Consider the following 25,457-nt stretch of genomic DNA (forward strand, 5'->3'; position numbering starts at 1 on the left):
AGGAAAGAACATGGATAACGCAAAATCAGTTTTGATTACAGGTGCAAGTGGTGGAATTGGCCTTGCGATTGCAGAAGCGGTCGCAAAGGAAGGTTACACCGTAGTTGCCCATTACAATAGAAATTCTGCTCCAATAGATGCCTTGGCCGAACGCGTAAATGCAAATGGGGGCTCGATTCGAAAGATTCAGTTTGACATTAGCAATCGCGAACAGTGCCGCGAAGTTCTTGAAAAGGACATCGCTGAAAATGGTGTGTATTACGGCGTCATTACAAACGCTGGCGTATGCGCCGACGCAGCATTCCCTGCCATGACCGACGAATATTGGGACAAGGTTTTGAATACGAACTTGAACGGTTTTTACAATGTGGTTCACCCGTTGGTGATGCCCATGTGCCGTAAGCGCAAGGGTCGTATTATTACAATCTCGTCTGTGTCCGGCATTATCGGCAACAGGGGACAGGTTAATTACAGTGCCTCGAAGGCGGGCCTTATCGGTGCTACGAAGGCGCTTGCAACAGAACTTGCTAGCCGAAACATTACTGTGAACAGTGTTGCGCCGGGCGTTATCGAAACCGAAATGATTAAGGACGCTCCCCTCGATATGATTCTGCCCGCTATTCCCATGAAGCGTGTGGGCAAGCCCGAAGAAGTGGCGGCAACCGTCGTGTTCCTTCTTTCCGAAGGCGCAGCCTATATTACCCGCCAGGTGATCTCGGTAAACGGAGGCTTGGCATGAGTCGTCGCGTCGTTATTACGGGTGGCAGCTGCATTTCTTCGTTGGGAATGGAAGTCGAAGACGTCTTTTCGGCCCTCAAGAGCTTGAAAAACCGCGTCGTTCGCATGAATGAATGGGATATGTATGCGCAAATGAATACGCGCTTGGCAAGCCCCATTCTGTACGATCTGCCGGAATATCCTCGCAAGAAAATTCGCGGTGCGGGTCGAGTGGCTCTTCTTTCTATCGCTTCTGCAGACAAGGCCATTCAATGTGCAGGCCTTGCCGAACAACCGGAACTCTTGAAGTCTGGCCGCGTCGGTGTTGCTTACGGTTCGTCCATGGGTAGCATCAATCCGCTGCTTGACTTTTTCTCAATGCTGAAACCGCCTCATGACTGTTCAAAGATTACGGCAACAACTTATATCCGTTCTATGCCGCAAACTTGCGCCGTAAACGTGAGTGTGTTCTTCGGCACGACAGGCCGCATTATTACGACAAATACCGCCTGCACAAGCGGTAGCCTTTCAATCGGTTATGCTTACGAAGCCATCAAGTACGGCATGCAAGACGTCATGATCGCCGGCGGTGCCGATGAACTCGATGCGACTGAATCGGCCGTGTTTGACACCTTGTTTGCAACAAGCGTAAAAAACGATACGCCGGAACTGACGCCTGCTCCGTTCGACAGCAATCGCGATGGTCTTGTGATTGGCGAAGGTGCCGGAACGCTCATTCTCGAAGAATATGAACACGCCAAGGCCCGCGGCGCGCATATCTATGCAGAACTGGTTGGCTTTGGACACAATACCGACGGCGATCATATTACGCAGCCGAAAAAAGAAACGATGCAGATTGCCCTGGAACTCGCTCTTGCTGATTCGGGCCTTTCTCCCGATGCCATTGGCTACGTAAGCGCCCATGGTACTGCAACGCGTCACGGTGACGTGGCTGAAAGCTGGGCAACGTACGGTGCCTTCAAGGAACGCGCCGTGCCTATATCCAGTCTTAAAGGCTACATCGGACACACCCTGGGTGCATGCGGTGGCATTGAATCGTGGCTTAGCATTAACATGATGAACCGCGGATGGTTCAACCCGAATCTTAACCTTAAAACGGTTGACCCCGCCTGCGCCCCGCTCGATTACATTATGGACTCCGGCCGAGAATTCGACACCGAATACATCATGTCGAACAACTTCGCCTTCGGCGGCGTAAACACATCGCTCATATTCAAGCGCGTGTAATGTTGTAACAAACTATAAACGGCTCTCGGCTTTAAATGTAATTTTCCATGATTACATTAAAGACTTCGGAGTCGTTTCTGTATTCAGGGAAAAGCTTGTTAATCTTTTTCATCAAGGCACAACAAAGAGAAACTCGTTGACTTCTGCGGTCTCGGGCTATGTTTTTCGCTCCCCACAAATGGGAAAAATTGTCATTGTTGTCTTGGAAAGGATCGTCCAAAAATGCGTAGATGGGGATATCCATCGCTTTTGCGCACATTGCTACCACACGTTGCTCTGCAAATACCATTTGAGATACGAATTCGCAAGGCATTTCCTTGTTGTCTGTCATGAAGTCAATGGAACGTGTTGTGTAATATTCCAAAAAATCCTTGTCCCCAAAATAGGCAAAGGCTGTGTTGCACGGGTTTACCGACCAGTCCCACTTAGGGTCGGGGGCGTACCCTTTTCGCCTTTTAAGCAGTTCCAAAGGCAGATAACACTCTACAAATTCTTCTCGATGTAAACAGGCAAACTTTTCTTTAGAAAGAATTTCGTTAAGATCTGTCCAAACGATTAAATCCGTGTCGATCAACGCGACGGGAACCCCTTCGTTTTTAATGGCGAATAACTTGGCTCCGGCCCAGAAAATATTCTGGTCTATAGAATCGGGAATGTTCGATATGGTTTCGGTGTCAATGCCTCCATTCCACAGGTCCGTAAGTCCAAGGCTTTGATAATATGCTAAACCTACATCATCTGTATAAAGTTTTATGGGACCATTGCACCTTCTCCACATTAAAGCGGACAAAATTGTGGTCAGAATTTCAAAATCTTCTATAAAGTATTCTTTCCCTTTGTTCTTGGCAAAATAGGGCGCTGTACTATTGACGTGAAGTCCTGTAATCATCTGTTATTCCTGGTTTTCCGATTCCTGTTTTCCATCGTCCAATTCAATTGTTCTGGGCTTTTTCGTAGGAATCAATTCGTCGAATAACAAACCACTGTTGGCTTGGTATTCACTAATGATGGTGCGGTTCCCAATCCAGTTAAAGGTTTTTCCGAGGAACCATCTGGTTCTCTGAGCTGTTTTAACAAGTTTGGTCCCATAACCCGCAATCTGGTTCTCGTCAATGTAGAAGGGCTTTACACCTCCATTACGATCTTTTTCTGTGGCCAACAATTTTGTGGAGGGCCTGACAGGGAGGAATTCATTATTGTAGAACAGAGGCATTCTTGCGCGACGGAAATGGATGTTGCGGAAATCATCCAACTGTTCCGGCAAGAAGGGAATCCAGTTCAAAGGTACGCGGTTCTGAACCAGCAAAGAATACTCCGCTTCAGTTTTATTGGCAGCTGCGTTTTCTTTTGTTGAAGCTTCTTCGTTTTGAGTATTCTTCTCATCGACATCCCTAAATACCGCGTCGGATAAGGTCTTGCCATCCAATGTTCCGCCACAGCCGTCGTTGATTTTTGTCTCGACACCCCATACCATATTGGCCATTTCGTCTCTTAAGAACTGGACTTCTTCAATGGGTGAACTTTCTTCAGTTTTCTGAACCACAGGAGGGAACAATAGTCCCCTTGCTGTAGTAAAGTTGTCTTTGGCAAAGGCTTGTGCGCTTGCTATGCCAAACAAATTCCAACGATCGGTGAATTCGTCTGAATCATTGTTGCCATCTACATCTTCGGCGTCTTCTTCAATATAGATTCTTTCGCCAAAGGAATCCTTTATGACAACGCCTTTCACATCAAGGACTACTCCGGTTTCTGTTTCTAACGGTACAATCATCCAATCATTGCTGTACATGCTAATGTACTGCATGATGGCTGCCGTCGCCAACATGCTAAAGTCTTTTTCATCGTCGGCAACCATATTGACTTTAGTGTTTTCAAATTCCCATAGCTTTTGAGAGGGGGCCCCGGTAAAGTTTGCCGGCACGGGAATGTAAGAAAACATTTTTTCTTCAACGTCTTTGGGAGAATCCTTTTGTGTTGAGATTTCCGAGCTTATGTTTTTTCCGCCGCTGACATAATTTAAAATATTGCCCTCTGCTGGAATTGTTCCGAATCCAGAAGAATCTCTTTTTACAGTATTATTGTTTCTTTTGACAAAATTAAGATCCTTGTTGTCGAAGGAATACCAGGAAAGTCGGCCATTATCATAGTCTTCGGCGTCGTACTTTGTCGAACCTTGATGAATTTCTACTTGGTATCCTAACTTTTGGTTGCTCCAACAACTATCGGTCCTTTTGTGAGGAAAGTACTTTGCGTCAAACCAAGATACATATTCCTTCAATAAACCCATCATTTTTGATGCGGATGCAGGAACAATATCTTTTAATTTTTTCTCAACTTCAAATTTATTGAAGTCTACCATTTGGTATAATTTATACCCGTCAAAAGTGCGCTTGGAATAGGCGGCAGAAAAATCTTTCAACGCCGTGTTGTTCTTGAGCTTCAAAGTCTCAATGGTGTTGTTGATGCTCTGATGCTTGTAAAAGTCCTCGCTACAGAATTCTTTCATCAACCATTCATGAAGCTTTGAATATGTTGCTGAATCAAATTCACGAAGAAGTCTTTTCTTGAAATGCATAGCGGACTGGACGCGAATATAGGGAGTTATTTCAGCATCCATTTTTTCCACTTCGTATTCAAGCGGTGTATCTGTGGAATATGAACGATTTTCCACATCGCCACTTTCGCTTTTTAAGCAGACCTGATTGAACCTTTTCTTTACTGCCTTAATTTTTACGGATACCGGAGTGCCGCAATCGTTACCGTCAAAGCGCCCAAATTGCCATTGCCGAGTCAACAACCATAAAGGGTCAAAAACTTCAAAGGAAAGAGCTTTCTTAAAGTCTTTTGTTCTGGTCTTAGGCTCTAATCTTGAATATAGACCTGATTCGGTTTCATAATTCAATTCATGAATATAGTTCCAGCGGGCAATAAAATAATTCTGCTGATTTGTATAGAATGATTTTGTTGAAGACATACTTACTCCTTAATATTCTTACCACCACTAATGACGTCGAAAACATTAAACGGCTGGAATCCGGCCTTGTAGAAGGCTGAAGTGGAATAAGAAGATGGATAGCGTTCTGCTGTAATTCTAAAGTGGATTTCACTAAGTAACGGGAATATAGGACTCAAGGAGCCGTGATTGTATATGGTGTCCGGATCTACAGCTCTGTTCATCATCAAGAATCTTGTTTCATCTAGAATGTCAAGCAAGGAATCAACATCCCATTTTTTATCATTGGCAGCATTGCTTGTTTTTCCTGACGGAATATTTTTTTGCTCATACTCAGAGGGCTTTGCGTTAATGATATTGTGGTTGATTGCAACAAGTATAGCTTGTGGTGCTTCGTTGTCCGGCCTGTCAGCGTGGAATACTAAGCCAGCGTCATGTTTCTTGTACGGAATGTACTCAAGCCATGAGTCTACGACAAGACCTGCGTTGGTGCTAAGGGTCAGCTTGTCACTCGAACGCTGTAAGTTGTAGGCGTCTGTATTGTAAAGAACCATGGAATCTACATCTTGCAATTCCGATTCATTATCAACAGATAGGCCGAGCCAATTCCCGCTAACAACTTCAGATTTGGAAGATTCCGTCTGTAGTACTGCAATCTTACCCAAATCCATATCAAAGGCCGTTTGGAACATGGAAAGCTGGTGAATATTTTTCATTCCGTCTCTAACTTCAGAAACTTCGTCTTCCCATTGGTCAAAAGCGTTGAAGTTCAAATTCTTGTAGAAATGCGGACCACTTTTTACCACTGCATCAATGTGTTCTGCTCGGTTAACCAAGTCTTTTTCAGAGGGGTTTCCCGTCAAAAGATTGAACCGTGGGATAACTTTTAAGGACTCCAATGTAAGTGTTTGAATGGCAGAAATAAGACCTTTAATGGTTAAGGCTTCCTTTGACTCTACTAAGGACTTTGCAGTTTCAATTCTCTCTGCGAGTTTGCGTTCTGCGTCTTCCATGGTGTTCAAAAGTTCCTGTTGCAAGGACAGGGTCTTTTGCATTCTTTCAGGCCATAAATCGGGGTCTACATTTCCTGCAAATATATCAGAGTCAAACTTGCCGAGGCAATTGACAAGACCTGCCTCTACGCAAGTGCAAAGATATTCATAGGCTTCACGAATAAACCCGTCGCTGTATAAGTCTTTCTTGTTAGACTTTCTAATCCAATTGTCGATATTGGAATGGATATTGCCTAAGCATACAATCAAGGGGTCATACCGGTATCTTTTTAGTTCGTCAATATCGGTGAATTCTTCTTCGTCAGCACCTTCCCAAAGAGCGCTTTGCAAGTCCGAGGCGCGCATTTCTCGACTATGGAGAACGATTGATCTTAAGGCGTTCAGACGAACTTTATCTTCTGCAAGGGTCAATTCTCCTTCTTCGGGAATCCATTTGCCGTCCACATTGTCCTCAAGAATTTCAATGTCTCCAGAAACTCTCGGATATTTCAGTCGCCATTTGGTTTTGAGATAGTTTTTGAACGATCCTTCATAAAGTGATAAATAAAGGTATTCAGAACCGCTTATGTCCAGATCCTTCAAAGAACAGACATGAGTGGTAAAGCTTTCAGCGGAGTCCATCTCTTTGACGAAGAACTTCAACCTGTCCATGTCGCCAATTACGCTTTCGATCCAAGCGTTTATAGAAGGTTCTGCAATATTGAATGCTTTTTTAGGCGTTTCGTCAACTTCCGGCAGCATTATGCCAGCTTTATGCGATACGACGACGTGTTCCGAAGGAATTTTTAAAATTTCCGGTTCCGGAATGCTGCCCTTGCCGTCGGTAAGGAATTGGCCGATTGCATAGAAGGAACTCTTGTCGCCCATGACAAGGCGGTGAACACCTTCTGAAAGCAATAGGTCGTTCAAGGCGTCGTAAGAATCCATCAAGCGTTCAATTTGCTTGAAGAATACGCGGCCTGTTTCTGTAACTTTATAGTGCGTTTGCGAATGTTCTTTTACTTCGGCAACTAAAAGCTTGTTGGTGTGATCGTTAAGATCGCGAAGCCATTCAAGACTTCCGCTGTCTTTATAATTTTCCTCCAACCAACTAGAAACGGATTTAGACCAATTCCATTCGGCAATAAACGTATTGAGAAGAGCCTCACCATTGATTACCTGCATGGAATAGTCTTGGGCTTCTTCTGTTTGAGAATTTAAATCGACAACTTGTTTGAATTGCTGGCGCAGCGGGTAAATGAATTGGTCGAGCTCCACTTTAAATAAATCGTGAGCGTCGTGCAGGTATCGTTCAAGATCAACGCCAAGAATTACGCCGGTCGACATGCCTCGTCTAACGCCGTCTACAAGGCGTAGGGCCTGGCGAACGCGCATAGATGACAAGTTTACGCAAATATGAGCGTCTGTTGCGCTTTCCTTGGATTTCAGGTAGGCGCTTCTCAAAACTGCAGTGGTCAAAGCATGTTGTAAGGATGGTGCTACAACATAGTGTCCCTTATCGTAGCCAGTATTCTTGTAAATTGTGCTTTTATTCGGGTCGAGGTCCAGCTTCATGTTGCGAATGATATCTTGGCATTTACCGATATCATTGATTTTTTCGCGGCTGTTTTCCTTAAGATTGAATATCCATCCATAGGCGCCGATTTGCGGGGCGTCACGATGTTTCGCTCTCTTCAAACGGTCTTGGGCAGACTTGGTTACGCCCATAAACCATGCGTCCAATCGATAGGTAAACAAGTCCAAAAACTCTGCCACATAAATGGTCAGGTCTTCATCTTGTATTTCGTTTTTTAAATCTTCGCTAAGGCAATCTTTTAACTTCTCAAGGGATGCTTCCCGAGTGATGTCTATAGGCTGATCCGCAAAGAAACCCAAATCATTTAAATCAGAAATGTAGTCGGTAAAGGGTTCTTTTAAGAAATTCTTTTCTAGAAGGGGGGACCTTACTATAAATCGTTCCTCATACGAGGCTGAATAGGGCGTTTGCCCTGCCATTTTCAAATAATTTTTTTCAGCTGTATCGCCTACTAAGTTTTGAGAATGTGGAATCTGACTTTTGCGAATTTCCTTCCATACTTCTGCAAGGGCGACAAACTGCCTTAGCAGTTTGGCTTCAACGCTGTCCTTATTAAAGGTTGCTAAGAACTTTTGGTAATCAACGGCAGGTAAAAAACTGTACGGAAGCGTATCCACTTTTATGGTGGGCAAAATACCACGGGCGCGGACATTGTTAATAACAAAATCTCCCACCGTATCAAGCAAATTGTTTAAGTAATCGTCATCACTTTCAATGTTGCCTTTAAAGTGATTCCATAGCTCCTGATAAACGCGTTTTGCCTTTGAGTCCTGCTTATGGTTGCCCCCTGCGACTCGTCTCCAACAGGATTCATAATCCATTCCGGTGAAGTTTGCCAATATAGAGGATTCTTCCGCAAGGTCATCATCCGTTTTATACTTATCATTAACTTCAATGTCAAAGCGTTCTCGCTTTATTTCCTCGGCTTCATCCTTAAATTTTCCGTCAAGGCTGTTCGTAGGAGTGCCGGCGGCGACATACGAAATTCCGGACGCCGTATAGTTGTGCCCGTTAAATAGTTCCGTAAGTTTTTCTGCGCTTTCTGCTTCGGAGAAGTCGTTTATTCCTAAGACATAGATGTAATTAAATTCATTTACATCGTTTGGTATGGGTACAGTTATGGCCATGCCGCATTTTTCAGCTTCATCGTAATCAGTCATCCATTTGGCGCCACCCTTGATAACCATATCTCCATTGCTGTTGATTTGGAATGGAGAAACTTTATGGCCGTTTTCATCTACTTCCTGTTCGTTGGGGTCTATACCCATTTGAAGGTCCGAAGGAATATCATTGGAGTAGGCGTAAATTAGATCCTTGTTTCCGTTGGCAACTTCTCCTATAAAGAAGAATTTTTGGGGCAATATGTTAGATATCGGTATGTCAAGCTTCGTAGTTTCGTTGACCTTGTTGAAGCTAAAAAGAGATTTGTCGGTTAGATAACTCTTTATCATATCGTCAAGAGTTATTCTATTTTTTGCCATGGTATTTATGAATTCATCCACATCTTTCCGCAGCGAAAGCAGAACGGTATAATCAACATCCCATAGTTCAAGACGGCGACAGTTTTCTCTAATTTTTTTAGAATTACGTTCGTAGAAATTAATGTAGTCGTCCAGATTTCGAGAAAGGTAAGCGATTGTATTGCTGATGTTGTCGTATAGGTAATCCACGACATATTTGCAACTAGAAATGCCTGTCTTTATTTCGAAAAGCATTCTTTGAACATCGAATAACTTTGTACGAACGTAAAATTCTACTAGGTATTCGTCTGTTGCTGGAGTTTTGTCCTCATCAGGAATACTGTCGTCATATTCGTCGTCGTTACTGGTCGTTCTGTAATCATCTTCATTAAGATGCTGCGTTATAATAGACAAATGGTCGTATATCGTTTTGCAGTTTTCTTCAATGGTCGCCATATTACTATAGGGGCGACGATAAAATAATTTTTGGCCGGGCCTGTAGTCGTCTATATAATCTGGCCTTAAACATCTACAAATCCAGGCGGCACGATAAACGGGATACTTTCTGCAAAGAACTTCCCATGCTTCATATTCCCTTATGTCACTACCACTGGCAATGTACCATTGAATCCAAAAGAACTTGCCGTCTTCAATTTCTTCCTTGGTCAATTTCTCGGTGTGGTAATCCAGCATAATTTCATCTGGAATTACTCTTACACAAAGCTGCTTTTGTTCTTTTACCTTGCGAAAATGGGTTTCCAAACGCAAAGGGAACATCATAAACGGGCGTTGAACTATAGTATCCTTGAGGATTTCGTTCAACTTATTCTTATTCAAGTTGTTTAGGCGATTAGTATTGTTTTGGGACATTGTCATTAATTCTTTTTAAGAAAGGTTAAAACGTGGCGGCCGATTGTAGACGGTGTATCTAGGTGGGCATTAGCATATCCTGCAGAGGTGTCGCCGAATTCCGCGTCAGATCTAGCTTTTTCCTTAAAGGCAAGGTCCTCGACAACTTGCTTAAAGGCTAGCAAATATCCTTGGTTCGGCCCTTCGGGAGAGCCTAAGGCTTCTGCTAGGCTTATTTTAAATCCGACAATAAGGACGTCCTTTATATAAGCTTCTGAAACTGGTTTTATGATCGCAGCATTGTCAACATTATCTGCAAAGCTGAATGTTATTGTGCCGTCTGTTTTTACAGATGCTTTAGCCTTATGGAGGAATATCTCGGTATAGGGGTATAGCTTGACAAGGTCTCCCTTGATTGCGAACAATAACAAGCCGTCTTTACCTGCACAATGATTTTTCCCGAGATTGTTTGTCCATGTATGCAAGGATTTTACGTCAAAGAAATCATCTTTACGAATAGACTCTACATCGGTTTCGGAATCCCAGAACTTTTTGAAATAAGAACCTCGTTGATCCGTGGGGTATTCACGCCACAAAAGCTCACGACCCATTTCTGTGTTCATGCCGCATAAATAGGCTTCCACAAAGGCGGTGTTATTTTCGAACATGGCAACACTGTTGTTGGGAATATCTTCAATACACGGGAGTATAAACTTGTCCGAGAATTGCTTGAGGTAATAGTAAACCGGTTCCGGGAATATGGGATAAGCCATAATGGGATACCTGGATTGAAGAAGATCTTCAATGTATTTGTCTTGCAACTCTTTATTGGAGAAGAATTCTTTGTAATAACCAGATGCAACTTCCCAAATTCGGTTGTATGTTTGGTCGTCAAGGACGTCTTTTTTCAAATCGTCAATATCTTTGCAGCTGTCTTGATCTTGCTCTGGGGCTTCTTCTGCCTTTGCTGGAGACAATTCTTCTAGCTCTTTTACAAATTTATCGAGTTGCAGCCATGACGCGTAAATTGGAGCATTGGTTATGTTGGCAAATTCATTGAGCATGTCGTTATTGATGAGGAATTTGACATAATCATATGCAGTTTCAAACTTCTGTATGTCGTTGCTTGAACTGTCAATCGTCAGGTTTATTCTGTCAGGATTGCTAGACAAGATTTTTATTATTTTGTCTTTTACGCCTGGTCGAATTCCTGATTTTAAGGTCGTGTCTTGTAATTCCAAAACGTCATATTCTAGATTGTCGCCTTCTTCAACAACGTTATAGTAACTTTCGTCTGGTTTGTAGAACTTGTAATGATAGGAATCAGAAAGTTTTCGTTTCCATTTGGCAGGCTTATAATAGTACAGTTTTTTCTCATTTACATTGTATTCGTACTTTGCTTCTTCTGATGCAGAAGAAGCGTAAATAAATGTGTCTCGGGCGGCGAAACCATTGTATTCTTGGATGTCGGAAAAATAATCGTAAAGTTTACCACATTCAAGCCAGATTTCGGCGTTGTTTTTTATATTAAAACTGTTTAGGCTGATTGTCTGTTCGTAATTCGTTAATCGAATATATTTGCAAATTTCCGGTGAACCAGGATTTGTTATATGTATGCATGCGTAAAGGTCACGACCATTTTTATTGTTGAAATGTTTAATAACGAACGAGCTTATTTTTCTCTTCCATTTTCTTTCATCTCGACTTCCGGTTGTTTTTTTATCATAAAATAATTTCCCTGATGCATATCCTTCTGTTTTTAAAGAAGAAGTTGTCTCTATTCTATGTCCTTTTCCCAGAGTAGTTTCGCATTCAAAATTAGGGTCTTGAATCTGGCTTTCTGTCAGTGTTTCGTATTGATGATAACCGTAAGATGATGTTGGAACATCGTAAAGATATTGCAATACGTTTTTGTACCGATCGTCTTTTTTAGCCTTGCCCTTTGAAACAAAATAAAAACCTTTTGAGTAATTGGTGTTATATGGCATGTATGTAATCAGCTTCTCACATCCAAAAAGCTTTTCATACATAGTGTCTGGCAGCCCCCAAACAACATCATAGTAGAGGGCGATATGTGATGAATAAGCAGACTCTGTAATATAGCGTTCATCAACTTTATTCAGAGAACAACATGCTGTTGAATCTAGGTCTTTGACTTTTTCAAACCAAGTACTATTTTCGAAATTTGTATAAATATGTCCGTTTTCGAGTCTTCCCCAAGTATATTTGTCGCTATAATCTAAATAGCTGCAAAAGTGATTGTTGTACTGATTTATGCCGGCGTTCAATCCATCTTTGGGGAGAATGCCGTAAAAATGTTTCCAATCTTTGCATGAGCCTTTGCAGACTTTTAAGTAATTTCCGAGGACATTTCCTACAATAAAATCAGAAATCTTGCTCAGCAAAGCTTCTTTGGTCGTTGCAAGTTGCTCCACTGTAGGAAGGTTATAGAAGGTATGCCATTCATCATTAAAAATCTGATGCGCGGCAATGTTTTCCATCATTGTGGTCAAATTCAAATTTTTGAATTTCTGCGCTAAACGATCTGTTACACGCTGGAATGTTGCTGAAGCGAAGGCGGCAGGAATTCCCTTGTCATTCAAAATGTCATTTAGCGATTTTCCGTTGCTGCCAGATTTCGTATTTTGCATGGTGGACAAACGTTGCATGAATCCGGCGATAAAGGCGTTTTCGTTTTGATTCATCCATTCGTAATTCATGCCCTTGACGGATTTGTTGACGCCAATACTCAGAATTCTCTGATATAGTGTTCTGTTAAGGGTTTGTATTGCTTCTACTTGTTTCCAAGCTCTGTTTACAAACTCTTCCTGATGCTTCTGAATGGTCTTTTTACCAAGGCCTGCAACGGCCCTATAATGGAGATCTAAGTTGACTTGACGTACCCATTCAGGAGAATCCTTGTGACCGAGCGATGTGGCCATGCTGTGCTTTCCTCCGTATATAGGAGGAACTACCCACGGATCATCATTTTCTTGCTCATTTTCGTTCTTGCTTTCGCTAATATCTTGTTTGTTCTCTGCAAAAACGGGGCTTCGACTAAGTAAACGGAACAATCTACCATAAAGTTCATTTTCATCCTGCCGTTTGGGATCCGGAAAAGAATCTGGATTTTTCAGCTTTGGATCATTGGTGGGAACCTTTGTTGCCGCAGGCATTAAAATGGTTTTGGTTGCAGATTGATTTTCTAGTCCCTTACCTAAAGAGGTTACATCAACATCAATGCCTGTCTTGCTTGCTTCATAAACATCTAGGTTTTCAACCAAGGTGTCGAAACTATATGTGCCTGTTTTAAAATTCCATGTATAATATACAGGGAATGTTAAGGGGGAGGGGTGTTTGTCGCCCTCGGTTTGTTCGTCAAAGGTGTTTTCCCAAGAAGGGGCCTGGGCAATAACATCTTTGAGTTTTTCTGAAGAAAAGCCTATACCACGACGTCTACCAACTTCAAAAACGGGAATGACCACAGCTGTGTAATTTGTATTGCCGTCCAAAGGAACGCCTTCTCGGCGCGTCCCCAAGAGCCTACAGAAGCGGGCGTTCTTACCGGAATCCGTTTGTGCATGGGCTGCTTTCCATATATCTTCTTTTTGAGGGAAAATAGCAGGGTATTCATCTTTGGTTATTTTGAACGTGACAATTTTGTTGCCATTTCCACTATTCTGTATTTCACACTTGGACGAATCACACACCACAAGAGCTATCCATGGACGAAGTTTGTCGCCTTTGGGTGCTGCAGGAGTGTATCGCCAGGCAAAATCAGGGTCCCAAAATTCTATGTAAGGAAGATAATCACTAGAAAAACCTTCCGTACCGGCTGCTGGGGAAACGTTCATAATGGCGTTTGAATTTATGGATAGAATGTCTCCGGGGCCTGCAATTGCAATCTGTTTGGATTCAGGGGTGATTGCAGTAAGGGATGCTACGCCTTCTTTATCTTCGGGCAAAAATTCTTGTTCAGACATTCCACTTGCGATTTTTGCCGTGACGTCTATAATCGCTCGTTGGCGATATAAGGAATCACTATTGCTATCATTGCCAAGTTCATCTGATTGAGTTATCCTTGTGGAGATGCCCTTTCTTACGAAGGGTGTAAAGAATCCATTCGTGTTAATAACTTCTTTCATGTCGTTACTATTGTTTGTTTGGCCCATAATTCACTAGTGGTAAAGATTAAACATTCTTAATTTTGTCAGAGAGCTGAGATTTGTAAGTGTCTGCAAGAGCCTGATCAGTCTGCTTGACATATCTGTCAAATCCGGCGGCAGTCCTTCGCAGAGCGGCTCTCATTGTGTTTGCAGAAGACTTTTGGGTGCTCTGGAGTGTGCTTGCGGAAGACGATTTATTTGAATCGCTAGAGCAATAGGTTTCCCAAAAATCTTTGTTGCATTTTCCAAAGTTGTCTTCGCATATTTCATAGTTTTCTTCAAAAGAAATATCATCGAAACCTGAAATATCTTTGCCTACGGTTGCTTTGATTCGGAAGCCGGAGTGCATGTCTTCGTAAGACGGATAAGAAAGCTTTTCTTTTTCGCTCAGTCTCTTCACAAGGCTAGGCGCAAAGGAATTCATTTCTGCGTCGTATTCAACAGTGCGTCCGCCAATTGTTATTTCCTTGATTGCAAGGAAATTGCAGTCGTTTACGGTTCCTTCGCCGTAGCATTCCATCTTTTTATAGAACGGAACAGCAGATTGCGTAAACATGATGCTTTCTGAAGGCTGCATCACAAAGTCGTTACGGTCGAATTCCACCATGGAGACCATGTTGTCGACAAGATCCGTGGAAATAAACTTCCAGTTGTTCCTGTCATTAAAGGCGTCGGTGTAAAGCGGCAGTACGTCAATACGGCTACGGTTGTCGTCGACCTGCTTTTTGCCCCAAGTAAGACTGAAGGATACCTTAATCTTAATGAACAGCACCCAGAAACTAGCTGTACCCTTGGCATGCCACTGAGCAGGGCCACCAAGTTCAAAGTCAAGGCTAATGGAGCAAATGGTGCAACTGCCCACCTTGACTGCAAGTCCTGCGGACATGTCTACAACAAACATAAAGGGGTGGAACTGGAATAGAGCATTGAATCCCGCATATCCAGTGATTCCAAACTTGTCCCAACCAATTTTCATCTGGAAATCGGTACCGAACTGGACTGTATTCGAAGTTATCGCGAAGTAAGCTTCCAACGACATTTTCAAAATGTCATAATCCAGTTTCATTCCCATGCGCTTCATGTCTGGAAGGTTGAAGCCGCTTTCAGGTTTGTACTGCGGATGGAAACCGCCTGCCGATAATATAAATCCTTTCGTGCTGCCGGCCCAGTAAATGCGCAAGGCCACATCGCCATAAAGGTCAATACCTACAATATGGGAATCGTACAGGTGGGCGTCAAAGAAGATTCCCTTATCGGCCTGATAGCCGCCCATAAAGCTTGCGTTAATGGCGATTAGCTTTTTAGCGCTTTCATTTTCAATTTTTACTGCGATGTTACCGGCAATAATAATGGCTACTGGGCTCGGAGCCTGTATAAATAAGCCGAGGTCCGCTTTAAGGATTTCTCCCCAGGTGATTTGCCCGAGGAGACCAAAATACATTTGCCCTTCATGAATGGGGTAGTAATTATCGATATTTGCAAGGATTTTTTCGATATCCTTGTCAATATCCTTTGTCAGCAAAACAGAAGTGAGAGTTCCGTCGTATACGGCATCGCGTAGCTTATCAATGTTTAGTGCGCGGTTTACGCCAAGGGAGCCGCCAATAGCGGTCAACGAGAATCCCATGCCCAACTGAATGCCCGGGGTAAAGAATACGCTCAGGGCTCCGCTAAAGGAGTACGGCGTATTGTTCTTGCCCGTGGTGAACAGGATTCTTCCACTGGCACCACACTTGTCAAGAATGGTCAGTTCCACTTGTCCAAAGAAGCGGCCCTTTTCTTCGTTCCAGTCCACAAAGCCTGAACCCTTGACAGCCTCTACGTCGATAGAAATGCCAAGGCCGCTGGGGAACTTGAACTTCGGAGATATTTTGAAAGAACCCGGCTTAAAATTGGAGTCTAAGACGTTGCATTTAATACCGAGCCCCATTTCGGGGAAGGTGATAACGATACCTTCCAAGTCCACAACAAAGGTTGTCAACAGGTTGGCTAGGAGATTTCCCTTTTCGCCGCCGATTTCCAAATTGATGTTGTTGAACTTGATAAATTTCAAGTCAATATCACTGTTGATGGGAATATTGACATAGAGTCCGCCATCTATATTGAATCCGTCACTTAGGGAATAGCCTACATCAAGTTTGCTTAGCTTAATGGCTATATCGTCCTTCAAAATTTTCTTGAAAAAGTCATTTTGATTACGGAGTTTTAAAGTAAGGACTAGGGTATCTAATGTGCCGTTTACACCGAAGTCAAAACCCTTGTTGTCAGAACCTTTCTTGTTGTAGGAAAGGGATGTTGACAAGGAGTAATTTTTTATAGACAGCGAAGCAATGTTTGTGTCGAAGAAACTTAAATCGCCAGCCCCTTCTTTTCTGCTGAATCTTAAAGAGGCGTTTGCACTAACGGAATCTTTATCGCCACTTGCATTAAATAGGTTGCTTCCGATAGGCTTGCTTACATCAACAAAAATATTCGTTGTCTCTTCTGAATTTTGCTTGTTGGTATCAATGTTGTTGTTTAAACCAAAATCATCTTTAAATTCTAGTTTATGATTTTTGCCGATGTTGATAGTGAGACCAGATGAGTGGTCTAGAATAGGGACTATGTAAAGACCTTCGTGTTTCTCGCCATCAACAGTTTTCTCACCTGCAAACAGTACGAGTTGTATGCAAACATTGGCTTCTCCGTTGGCGCTTCCGCTGTTGTCTGTAATTTTTTTAGTCCAGATGTCTACAATCAAGATGTTGTTTTCGGCATCAAACTTGTAATCGGGCAATTTGATGTTCTCTAAACAAACCGGAAGTTCTGGAATCTTGCAGATCTCGAAAGCCTTCTCCCTGATTTGTTTTGGAATGGCTTTGATTACCTTTACAGCAAATAGGAAACCGCTCTTCCAGGTGTCTACTTTTGGGGCTTCATCGGCCAAATCCTTGACATCGCTGACGAGCTTCTCAACTACAGGAATTGTGTTGATGATTTCGTCAATGACGGAGTCAACATTATCTAACAAGTTCTTGAGTTCGGAATTTTTAAGAATATCATTTAAAGTTTTTTTGACGGCTTTAAGAACTTCACTAAGAACTTCGTTGAACCAAGCCTTGATAGCTTTTCGGATTTGAGAGAGTATAGGCTTGATGATGATTTCGTAGAACTTGTCTTTAACCTTTTCAAGCCATGTATTTAAGATATTGCAAGCAAGTTGCGGGATTCCTTTTGAATATTTGACAATTTCGCTAACATTTTGTTCGGTGTCAGCTTTTAGCTGTTCAGCATCCTTACATATGGCTTCAGTTAATTCTTTTATGGCGCTATTTAAGGCTGTGCCAAAATTTTCAAATTCTTTGTCCAAATCAGTTGGAAGTCGATCTTCAACGGCGTCTGCAACGATGTCGTAATACTTGGAAAAATCAATTCCATCGAATGGATTGTTGGGGGAATTCCCTTTTAACAATTTATTGACGCAATCTTCAACAGCTTCTTCAACTTCTTTTTTATTCTTCGGGATTCCTGCCGTCTGTATTTCAAATTCAGTCTTCAGTTTTATTACGGTGTCATTAAAACTGTTTTCCCATTTGTCCTTGTCAAGGAAATCTTCGATTTTTGATATAATATTTTTTGAATTTTCACGGAGGTTGTCTACAGCTTTCTTGGCAGAGTCGTTACAATGAGTGAGTGTTATATCCTTGTTTAGCTTTACCCCGTTAAAGGATGCTGAGATTTCCTCGCATGCGGCCTCACCTAAGGTCTCAATAAAGATTTTGTAGAAACTGCTATCGGTATCAATTGTTCCAATATTTATTGCTGCTGTATTTTTAAGGTCGTTTAACTTGTCGCTTACTTGATCCTTGAGATTCCCTAAATCTTTACTTACTTGTTTCTTTAGGTCGTCAATGAGGCCTTCGCCTTTCTCACGGAAACTTTCAAATTCGGCGGTCAATTGACTCTTTGTTTCAAGAGCGATATCTTCCAAGGCAATCAAAGCGGTATAAATATATGCCTTGAATTCCTTCAAATTTTCAATAAACTCGTTCGCTTCAGAAGCGGTGTTCTTCTTGATTTCTGCTTCAACGCGAGCGACCAATTCCCATAAGAAGTCTTTGATAGAACTGATCTTGGGAATATTACAGTCAAAGGCATTTAACAAATTGGAAACTTTGACGATTAGCTTTTCGATATCGTCGCAGTTTTTTAAAGGGAATTTTTCTTCTAGATAACTCTTGGGGCTTGTAAATATTTGCTTCAGCGCTTTCCAGTCAAAAGAGGGAATCTCTATGGACTTGATTGGATCTAAAATGCCGCCATCGTTGTCATCTACTTTATTAGGAATGTAGGTCGCGAGTTTGACCTTTTCTTCGCCGATTATTCCGACGAATTCTAATACGGCATAAACCTTATGGAACGTTCTTGCGAGAGAATCGTATTGGGGGAATTCTTCCTTAATGAGCTCTTTTATTTTCGCTTCGGCAACCTTAATGGCCGCCTGAATTCGACGAGAGATTTCTTCCTTAATGCGATTTTCAATTTCTTTCTTGATTCGATCGCGAGCTTCATTTATTCTGTTTTGAATGTTATCTAATTCAGAAGAAACGTATTTCTCGGCGTTGTCCTTGAGTTGAGAACCGGCGTCTTCTAACTTGTTAACGATATTTGATGCGGTATCTTTAACGATGCCTTCCGCGTTTGAACCAGACTCTTTAAGAGTGCTGCCGATTTTACCGGCCGTGTCTGGAAGGTCCTCGATTGCTCCTGTAGGCGATTTTTCTGCAGTTTCTGCAAGCTCTTTTATTTCGGATTCTATTGCATCTTGCGCTTCGCTTATTTCTTTTTCGGCAGCCTCTAGAGCGGCAGTTAATTCTTTTTCTAGCTGAGATTTGAGATCATTAATCTCTTTTCTAAGATCGAGGATTTCATCCAAAAATTCCAACATTTTTTGGAAATTATCGTCTTTGCTAATCTTGGCAAAGAAATCCACAATGTTTTTAATTGGCCCTTCAAGACTGTTTTGGGCATCTTTGAGGTCCTTACCTAATTTGTCTCTATAATTTTTGAGCTCATCCCAAATAATATTGAGGTCGTCTCTGAAAACGTCCTTGGCATTTTTCAAAATGAGAATAAGGATGTAATCTAGGATTCGCTTTCCGAATTCTTCCGTAAAATACGTAGAGCTTATAAAATCGCCAAAATCCTCGCATTCATCCTTAATTTTTCCCCATTCAATATCCGAGAATTTCTTGATAAGGTCAAGAATCTCCTGAATGAGGCTGAGAATGGGCATGATCTTGCCGTAATCGCTGCCTTCTGCTGCCAAACCAATATTAAACTTCTCGGTTCCGATTAACAAGGTATCGCTATCGCCGATTTTTTTAGCTTCATCACATAGGTTGTCTAGGGAGCTGAAACTGTTTTTTACGTCAGACCAAGTGACAAGCGTGGTATTTTGGCCATCCTTCTTTTCGTTAGGATTAATTTTGATGCCAGATATAAGGTTTTCGATAACCTCCTGGGGGTCTTTATCTTGGTAATCCTTAAAAAGCTTTTTGAATGCTGTACCAAGTTTTTCGCCAGATACAACAAGTTGCTTTAATACTTCGTAGAGATCGTTGCATTCCGACCCGGCAGCCGAAATATCGTAACCAAGTTTCTTGATGATTTTGTCAACAAAGAGCTTGAAGTCGTCGGCGCTTTTGTTCTTTACCTGGTCCAATTCTTTCTGGAAATCTTCCCTGGTGGCACCTTCTTTTACAAGTTCGTCAAGTAGATCCTGTAAAATGCAGTCTTTGACTCGCGAAAAAACGGTCGCAAGTTTTTCAATAAAGTAGGTGACAGTGTCAGCGGGCTTTTTGTCCTTAGAGGCCCCATTGTTTGATGAATTCTTGTTGTCGCTCATAGTAATACACGGTTATGCTTAATTTATCCAAATTTGCAATATAAAATAATGTTTTAGTAATAAATGAATATGGTTTGTAAAAATTTACTTTCGTAACTTTTGTATGTAACCGATGTTCTTTCTGAGCCTTTGTATGTAAGGCATTGTGGATAAATTTATATTTTAGCTTGTTTGTGTAAAAATATATTTACCGTCTTGTTTTGTATGTGTTTTGTATGACAAAATACTTGACTAATCACCGAAGATTTCCTTTTTAAACAACAAAAAAGACCCCGATGCATTTGCATCGAGGTCTTCAATTTTTTGTCGCGTTAGCGAGGCTTATGCCTGCTTGTAGCTTTCCAGCGATTCCACGCTCAAGCTCTTCACGAAGTTGTAGTGCTTCGCGATTTCGGCTTCGGCGAGGTTCAGGTACACCTTCACGCTCTTGTCGAACAGTTCAGGCGACTTGGTGGCATCGCGGAGGAGCAGCTGGCTCATCACGCAGTTGGCGGCCATTTCGTACAGGTGACGGCTGCAGAGGTCGGTGAATTCGTTGTTGTTGGCGGACTTCACGAATTCCACAGCTTCGTTGTACTTCACGTCCATGGCCTTTGCGCGGGCCTTGAGTGCTTCGTATTCCGGGCGAACATCCTGAGCTTCGAATTCTTCGAGCATCTGGCTGTAAGTGCCGGTGGTCACGTGCGGGAGAGCTGCAACCGTCTGCAACTGCGTCGTACCTTCGTAAATCGAAGTGATACGGGCGTCGCGGTACAGGCGCTGGCAAGCGTATTCGAGCATGTAGCCCGAACCACCGTGAACCTGGATGCTGTCGTAGCTGTTGATGTTAGCGTATTCAGAGTTCATGCCCTTTGCAAGCGGAGTGCATGCAGAGGCGAGCTTCTGGTACAGCTTGAGTTCGGCCTTTTCTTCGTCGGTGAGCTTGCGGTCACGTTCGATGTCTTCGAGGCCCTTGTAGATGTCCACGTAGCTGGCAGTCTGGTACAGCAAAGCGCGGCCTGCATCAAGGCGTGCCTTGATGTGAGAAATCATTTCGTACACAGCCGGGAAGTTCACGATGGCCTGGCCGAACTGCTTACGGTCCTTGGCGTAGGCGAGAGCTTCGTTGTAGGCCATCTGGCTGATGCCCACGGACTGAGCGGCAATGCCGAGACGGGCACCGTTCATGAGGGCCATCACGTACTTGATCAGACCGAACTTGCGGCGGCCGCAGAGTTCTGCCTTGGCGTTCTTGTAGACAAGTTCGCAAGTCGGGCTTCCGTGGATACCCATCTTGTTTTCGATACGGCGAACGTCAACGCCACCGTCGCGCTTGTCGTAAATGAACATGGAAAGACCACGACCGTCGCGGGTGCCTTCTTCGGAGCGGGCGAGCACCAGGTGAATGTCGCTATCACCGTTCGTGATGAAGCGCTTCACGCCGTTCAGGTACCAGCACTTGTCAGCTTCGCTGTAGGTGGCCTTGAGCATTACGCGCTGCAGGTCGGAACCGGCATCGGGTTCGGTCAAGTCCATCGACATCGTTTCGCCGGCGCACACGCGCGGGATAAAGCGGGAACGCTGGTCCTCGTCGCCGAATTCGTACAAGGTCTCGATGCAGTCCTGCAGGGACCAGATGTTCTCGAAACCGGCGTCTGCAGAGGCGATCATTTCGTTGATGGCCGTGTAGGCGGTAATCGGGAAGTTCAGGCCGCCAAAGCGGCGCGGCATCGTGACACCATTGAGGCCGGCCTTGCGGGTGGCTTCGAGGTTTTCATAAGTCTTGGAAGCGTAACGAACGCGGCCGTTTTCGCAGTGCGGGCCTTCGGCGTCCACTTCTTCAGAGTTCGGGAAGACAGTGTTTGCGGTGATGTCGCCAGCGACTTCGAGCACGCGGTTGTAGTTGTCCATCGCGTCGGCAAAATCTTCCGGCGCATAGTCGAAAGCGTCCTTGTCGGCATAGCCCTTTTCCTTGAGCTCGACAATGCGCGGCATCAGGGAATTGCTTTCGAGGTTGAATTTAATCTCGGGATGATCTGTATAAAAATTCGCCATATCGCCTACTTATTGTTTGCCTTGTAATACTTGATCATCTTCGGGAGGACTTCTTCGACTGTGCCGTTGATCACGTAATCAGCGATAGCGTTGATCGGAGCTTCGGGGTCGGAGTTCACGGAGATGATGATACCTGAATCCTGCATGCCAGCGAGGTGCTGGATCTGGCCGGAAATACCGAAAGCGATGTAGACCTTCGGGCGGACCGTCACGCCAGTCTGACCGATCTGACGGTCATGATCGACAAAGCCCGCATCCACGGCGGCGCGGCTAGCACCGACTTCTGCGTGGAGTTCCTTGGCAAGTTCAAACAGCAGGTCGAAGTTTTCCTTGGAGCCCATGCCGTAACCACCGGCGACCACGATCGGGGCGCCCTTGAGGTTGTGCTTGGCCTTTTCCACATGGCGTTCGAGCACCTTGACCACGTATTCCGTTTCCGGCACGTACTTGGCCACGTCGTGCTTGATGACTTCGCCCTTGTAGTTCGGGTCCACGATTTCCTTCTTCATCACGCCTTCGCGCACGGTTGCCATCTGCGGACGGTGTTCCGGGTTCACGATTGTTGCGACGATGTTACCGCCGAATGCCGGGCGGATCTGGCAAAGCTGGTTTTCGTAAGCCTTCTTCACGCCACCGATGCTCATTTCGAAGCTGTCGATTTCGAGTTCGGTACAGTCGGCGGTAAGGCCGCTGTGCATGGCGCTAGAAATGCGCGGGCCGAGGTCACGGCCAATCACGGTTGCACCGAGCAAGCAAATCTGCGGCTGCTCTTCCTTGAAGAGGTTCACCACGAGGGCTGCATGCGGGTTGGTGGTGTAGGGGAACAGGCCTTCGGCGTCGAACACATGAACCTTGTCCACACCGTACGGGAACACCTGCTTTTCAATGCCATCGAGGCCCTTGCCGGCGCAGATGCACTCGAGCTGAACGCCGAGAGTGTTGGCCAGCTTGCGACCCTTGGACAAAAGTTCGAGGGAAACGTCAACGACGGTTGTGCCCTCAATTTCGCAATATACAAATACGTTATTCATAGGCTAGCCAATAATCTTCTCGTCTAAAAGTTCCTTGATAAGTCCTTCAACGTCGGCGTCGCTCGCGGTAAGCGTGCGGCTTTCCTTCGCCTTGAACACGATGTTCTTGACAGCCTTCACGTTTGTCGGAGAACCGGCCTTACCAATCTGAGTCGGGTCGGCGTCGATGTCTGCGGCACCCCACTGCGGGATGTCGAGGTAGGGCTTCTTCGCGATGAGGGCGGCGTACTTTTCAGCGGCTTCCGGAGCGCGTTCGGCGACTGCGGTAGCGTTCTTGTACTTCATGATACGCTTGGCGTTGCGCGGGCGGCAGGGCGCTGCACTGCCGTTCACAGTCACGACCAGCGGGAGCGGTGCTTCCACCGTTTCCACACCACCGTCAATATGGCGGCGGATCACGACCTTGCGGGCCTTCTCGTCGAGGCTCAGAATTTCTTCGGCGTAGGTCACCTGGGTAAGGCCGAGCTTTTCTGCGATCTGCGGACCGACCTGGGCGGTGTCACCGTCGATAGCCTGGCGGCCACCGAGAATAATGTCATAGTCGCCGACCTTCTTGACGGCCTGGGCGAGCGTGTAGCTAGTAGCGAGCGTGTCTGCGCCACCGAGGGAGCGGTCCGTAATCACGTAACCGCAGTCGGCACCGCGGTACAGAGCTTCGCGGATGACTTCGGCGGACTTCGGCAGACCCATCGTCAGCACGGAAATGGTGGAACCGGGGAACTGGTCCTTCAAACGAAGGGCTTGCTCCAGGGCGTTCAGGTCTTCGGGGTTGAAGACCGCGGGCAATGCGGCACGATTGATGGTTCCCTGCTCCGTCATGGCATCGGGGCCCACGTTTCGTGTATCAGGTACTTGCTTAGCAAGCACAACGATTTTAAGACTCATATTTCCTAACTATTGAATTTACGGTTAATGTTTAGTTGGGGTACAAGATAGAAATTATCGCTTGTTCAAAGCGAACTCAATTGTGTCTTTTTGCTTGTTAGCGTCTTGTAATAATTCTGTAATATTTCTGTAGCAAATGATTCCGGGCCAAAATACCACACGGATTGGAAATGCCTAACGGCATTTTTTAGGGGGTATCTCCTTTGATGCCTGAAAAGGGAGAAGCCTCTCCCTGGCTCGCACTTCGTTGCTCACCACCTACTCTGCGGGGACACCCCGCAACGCCCCGTTGCCCTCTGTCATGCTGAACTCGGTTCAGCATCAGCTTTCTATGTCCGAGAATAAAGAGCGCTCCGTCTCTGCCTGCACCGCACGCTCACATGGCCGTTCCGGAATGTTCGCTTTGCGGTCAGGCACTCGCCTCCGCTTTCCTTAGCAATTGCTCTTCTGCTGTCGCGTTGCCCCTATTCCGCCAGTTGTCATGCTGACGAAGGTCAGCATCAGCTTTTCAGACCCGAGAAATCAAATAAATGGGCCACACTGATTCGAAATCACTAACGTGATTTCTGTTTAGACTTTTATTCAACCATCACGCAGCGAACGGACGTTCCATGTGTTTTGTAAATGCTCTGCAAAGCATTTCCTGTAGAAGAATTACTTTGAGAACCACTCAGTGCCGCAGGTTTATCTAAAGATCCCTCTTCCGGATAAAACCAATAAGTCGTTTCGTTTAAATTTCTGAATTTATAACCCCAATTGTATCCCGCACCAATCAAGCTGTATCCGCTATAGTTGTGCCCGCCAAATCCCATGGCACGAACGCCTTTCACGCCAGCATCGTTTCCGTCGGCATGTACAACGATGTAGAAATCGTCGTAAGTCAGCAAACGCCAACCTTCCGGGCAGATTCCCCGGTGGTTCGGCTTAATCTGGTCAGCGCAACTCTTGGCGTTGCATTCGCTCGGCAGCTGCATAGCCTCCGCCCACTGGTAAAGGCCACCGTATTTATCGCAATTCGTCGTGTCATCATTGTAGCAGTAGCGTTCAATTTTAGAATCGTCGACTTGATCCTCACCACCAGCTACATCTATACCGATATTCAGATTCTCCGCCATTACCGTTACAGAAGCAGGATTTCCATCCTTGTCCTCTCCGTTAATTGTCAGATAATAATATTTACGCCCATTACGTTCGTCTGTAAATTCTTTATACGCTCCAGAAAGAAGGCTATCCGATGAAAAAACTTTCTGATGATTATAAGGTTTATATTCACTACTACTCGATTCTCCCACCACGCTACTGCTCGAAGCAACAACACTCGAAGAAGACTGCTTAACTTCTTCGCTGCTACTGGATTCATCCTTCTTGCTAGACGAGGACTTCACGACACTGCTACTAGAATTTTCTTCTTTCGCAGACGAAGAAGACTGTTTGTCTTCGCTAGAAGCGGGCTTTGCCGAAGAGCTAGATTCCGTTGTCTTTTCTACTGACGAAGACGATTCTTCGCCCGGGTCTGTGGCAGGCGCGGAACTACTAGATTCATCACCGCAGGCGACAAACAAAACCGCAACAACCAACAGCGCAAAAATCTTTTTCACAGAAAACCTCCAGTAACCACAATCGTTTTTACCAAATTTA

At 44.5% G+C, this 25,457-nt stretch carries 11 protein-coding genes; 2 read left to right on the forward strand and 9 right to left on the reverse strand.

The genetic code is table 11. The features are described from left to right. Positions 1-10: 10 nt before the first annotated feature. Together fabG and QOL41_RS11215 are read left to right on the forward strand one after the other, a co-directional pair. The gene (gene fabG, locus QOL41_RS11210; protein WP_283429827.1) at positions 11-739 is read left to right on the forward strand and encodes a 3-oxoacyl-ACP reductase FabG; all 729 of its coding nucleotides are present in this window, start codon (positions 11-13) and stop codon (positions 737-739) included. Next, positions 736-1,965: a beta-ketoacyl-ACP synthase gene (locus QOL41_RS11215; RefSeq protein ID WP_283429828.1), complete on the forward strand. Its 1,230-nt coding sequence runs from the start codon at positions 736-738 to the stop codon at positions 1,963-1,965. Before fabG ends, QOL41_RS11215 begins: the two co-directional genes overlap by 4 nt. 31 nt (positions 1,966-1,996) lie before the next feature. Here the strand turns inward: QOL41_RS11215 and QOL41_RS11220 are convergent, their stop codons facing one another. From QOL41_RS11220 to QOL41_RS11260, 9 genes are all read right to left on the reverse strand, one after another. Next, complete coding sequence (locus QOL41_RS11220; RefSeq protein ID WP_283429829.1) at positions 1,997-2,854, reverse strand: DUF6734 family protein; 858 nt, start codon at positions 2,852-2,854, stop codon at positions 1,997-1,999. 3 nt (positions 2,855-2,857) lie between these two features. After that, positions 2,858-4,939 carry a hypothetical protein gene (locus QOL41_RS11225; RefSeq protein WP_283429830.1) on the reverse strand — a complete coding sequence of 694 codons (2,082 nt, stop codon included), beginning with the start codon at positions 4,937-4,939 and terminating at the stop codon, positions 2,858-2,860. 2 nt (positions 4,940-4,941) lie between these two features. Next, a complete protein-coding gene (locus QOL41_RS11230) occupies positions 4,942-9,789 on the reverse strand; it encodes a hypothetical protein (RefSeq protein WP_283429831.1) in 4,848 nt (1,615 codons plus the stop codon). 53 nt (positions 9,790-9,842) lie between these two features. Further along, on the reverse strand, positions 9,843-13,961 hold the full coding sequence (locus tag QOL41_RS11235) for a hypothetical protein (RefSeq protein ID WP_283429832.1): 4,119 nt from the start codon (positions 13,959-13,961) through the stop codon (positions 9,843-9,845). A gap of 46 nt (positions 13,962-14,007) precedes the next feature. Further along, positions 14,008-19,869: a DUF6603 domain-containing protein gene (locus QOL41_RS11240; RefSeq protein ID WP_283429833.1), complete on the reverse strand. Its 5,862-nt coding sequence runs from the start codon at positions 19,867-19,869 to the stop codon at positions 14,008-14,010. A gap of 321 nt (positions 19,870-20,190) precedes the next feature. Further along, positions 20,191-21,903, reverse strand: a complete 1,713-nt coding sequence (locus tag QOL41_RS11245) for an acyl-CoA dehydrogenase family protein (protein ID WP_283429834.1) — start codon at positions 21,901-21,903, stop codon at positions 20,191-20,193. Positions 21,904-21,908: 5 nt separating this feature from the next. Further along, positions 21,909-22,934, reverse strand: coding sequence for an electron transfer flavoprotein subunit alpha/FixB family protein (locus QOL41_RS11250; RefSeq protein WP_072798132.1), 1,026 nt, complete (start codon positions 22,932-22,934; stop codon positions 21,909-21,911). 3 nt (positions 22,935-22,937) lie between these two features. Beyond that, positions 22,938-23,819: an electron transfer flavoprotein subunit beta/FixA family protein gene (locus QOL41_RS11255; RefSeq protein WP_283429835.1), complete on the reverse strand. Its 882-nt coding sequence runs from the start codon at positions 23,817-23,819 to the stop codon at positions 22,938-22,940. Positions 23,820-24,397: 578 nt separating this feature from the next. Then, positions 24,398-25,417 (reverse strand): FISUMP domain-containing protein, encoded by a 1,020-nt coding sequence (locus tag QOL41_RS11260; RefSeq protein ID WP_283429836.1) that lies wholly within the window; start codon positions 25,415-25,417, stop codon positions 24,398-24,400. Between the last annotated feature and the right edge of the window lie 40 nt (positions 25,418-25,457).

The sequence above is a fragment of the Fibrobacter sp. UWB10 genome, from assembly GCF_900182935.1.
GTDB lineage: Bacteria > Fibrobacterota > Fibrobacteria > Fibrobacterales > Fibrobacteraceae > Fibrobacter > Fibrobacter succinogenes_O.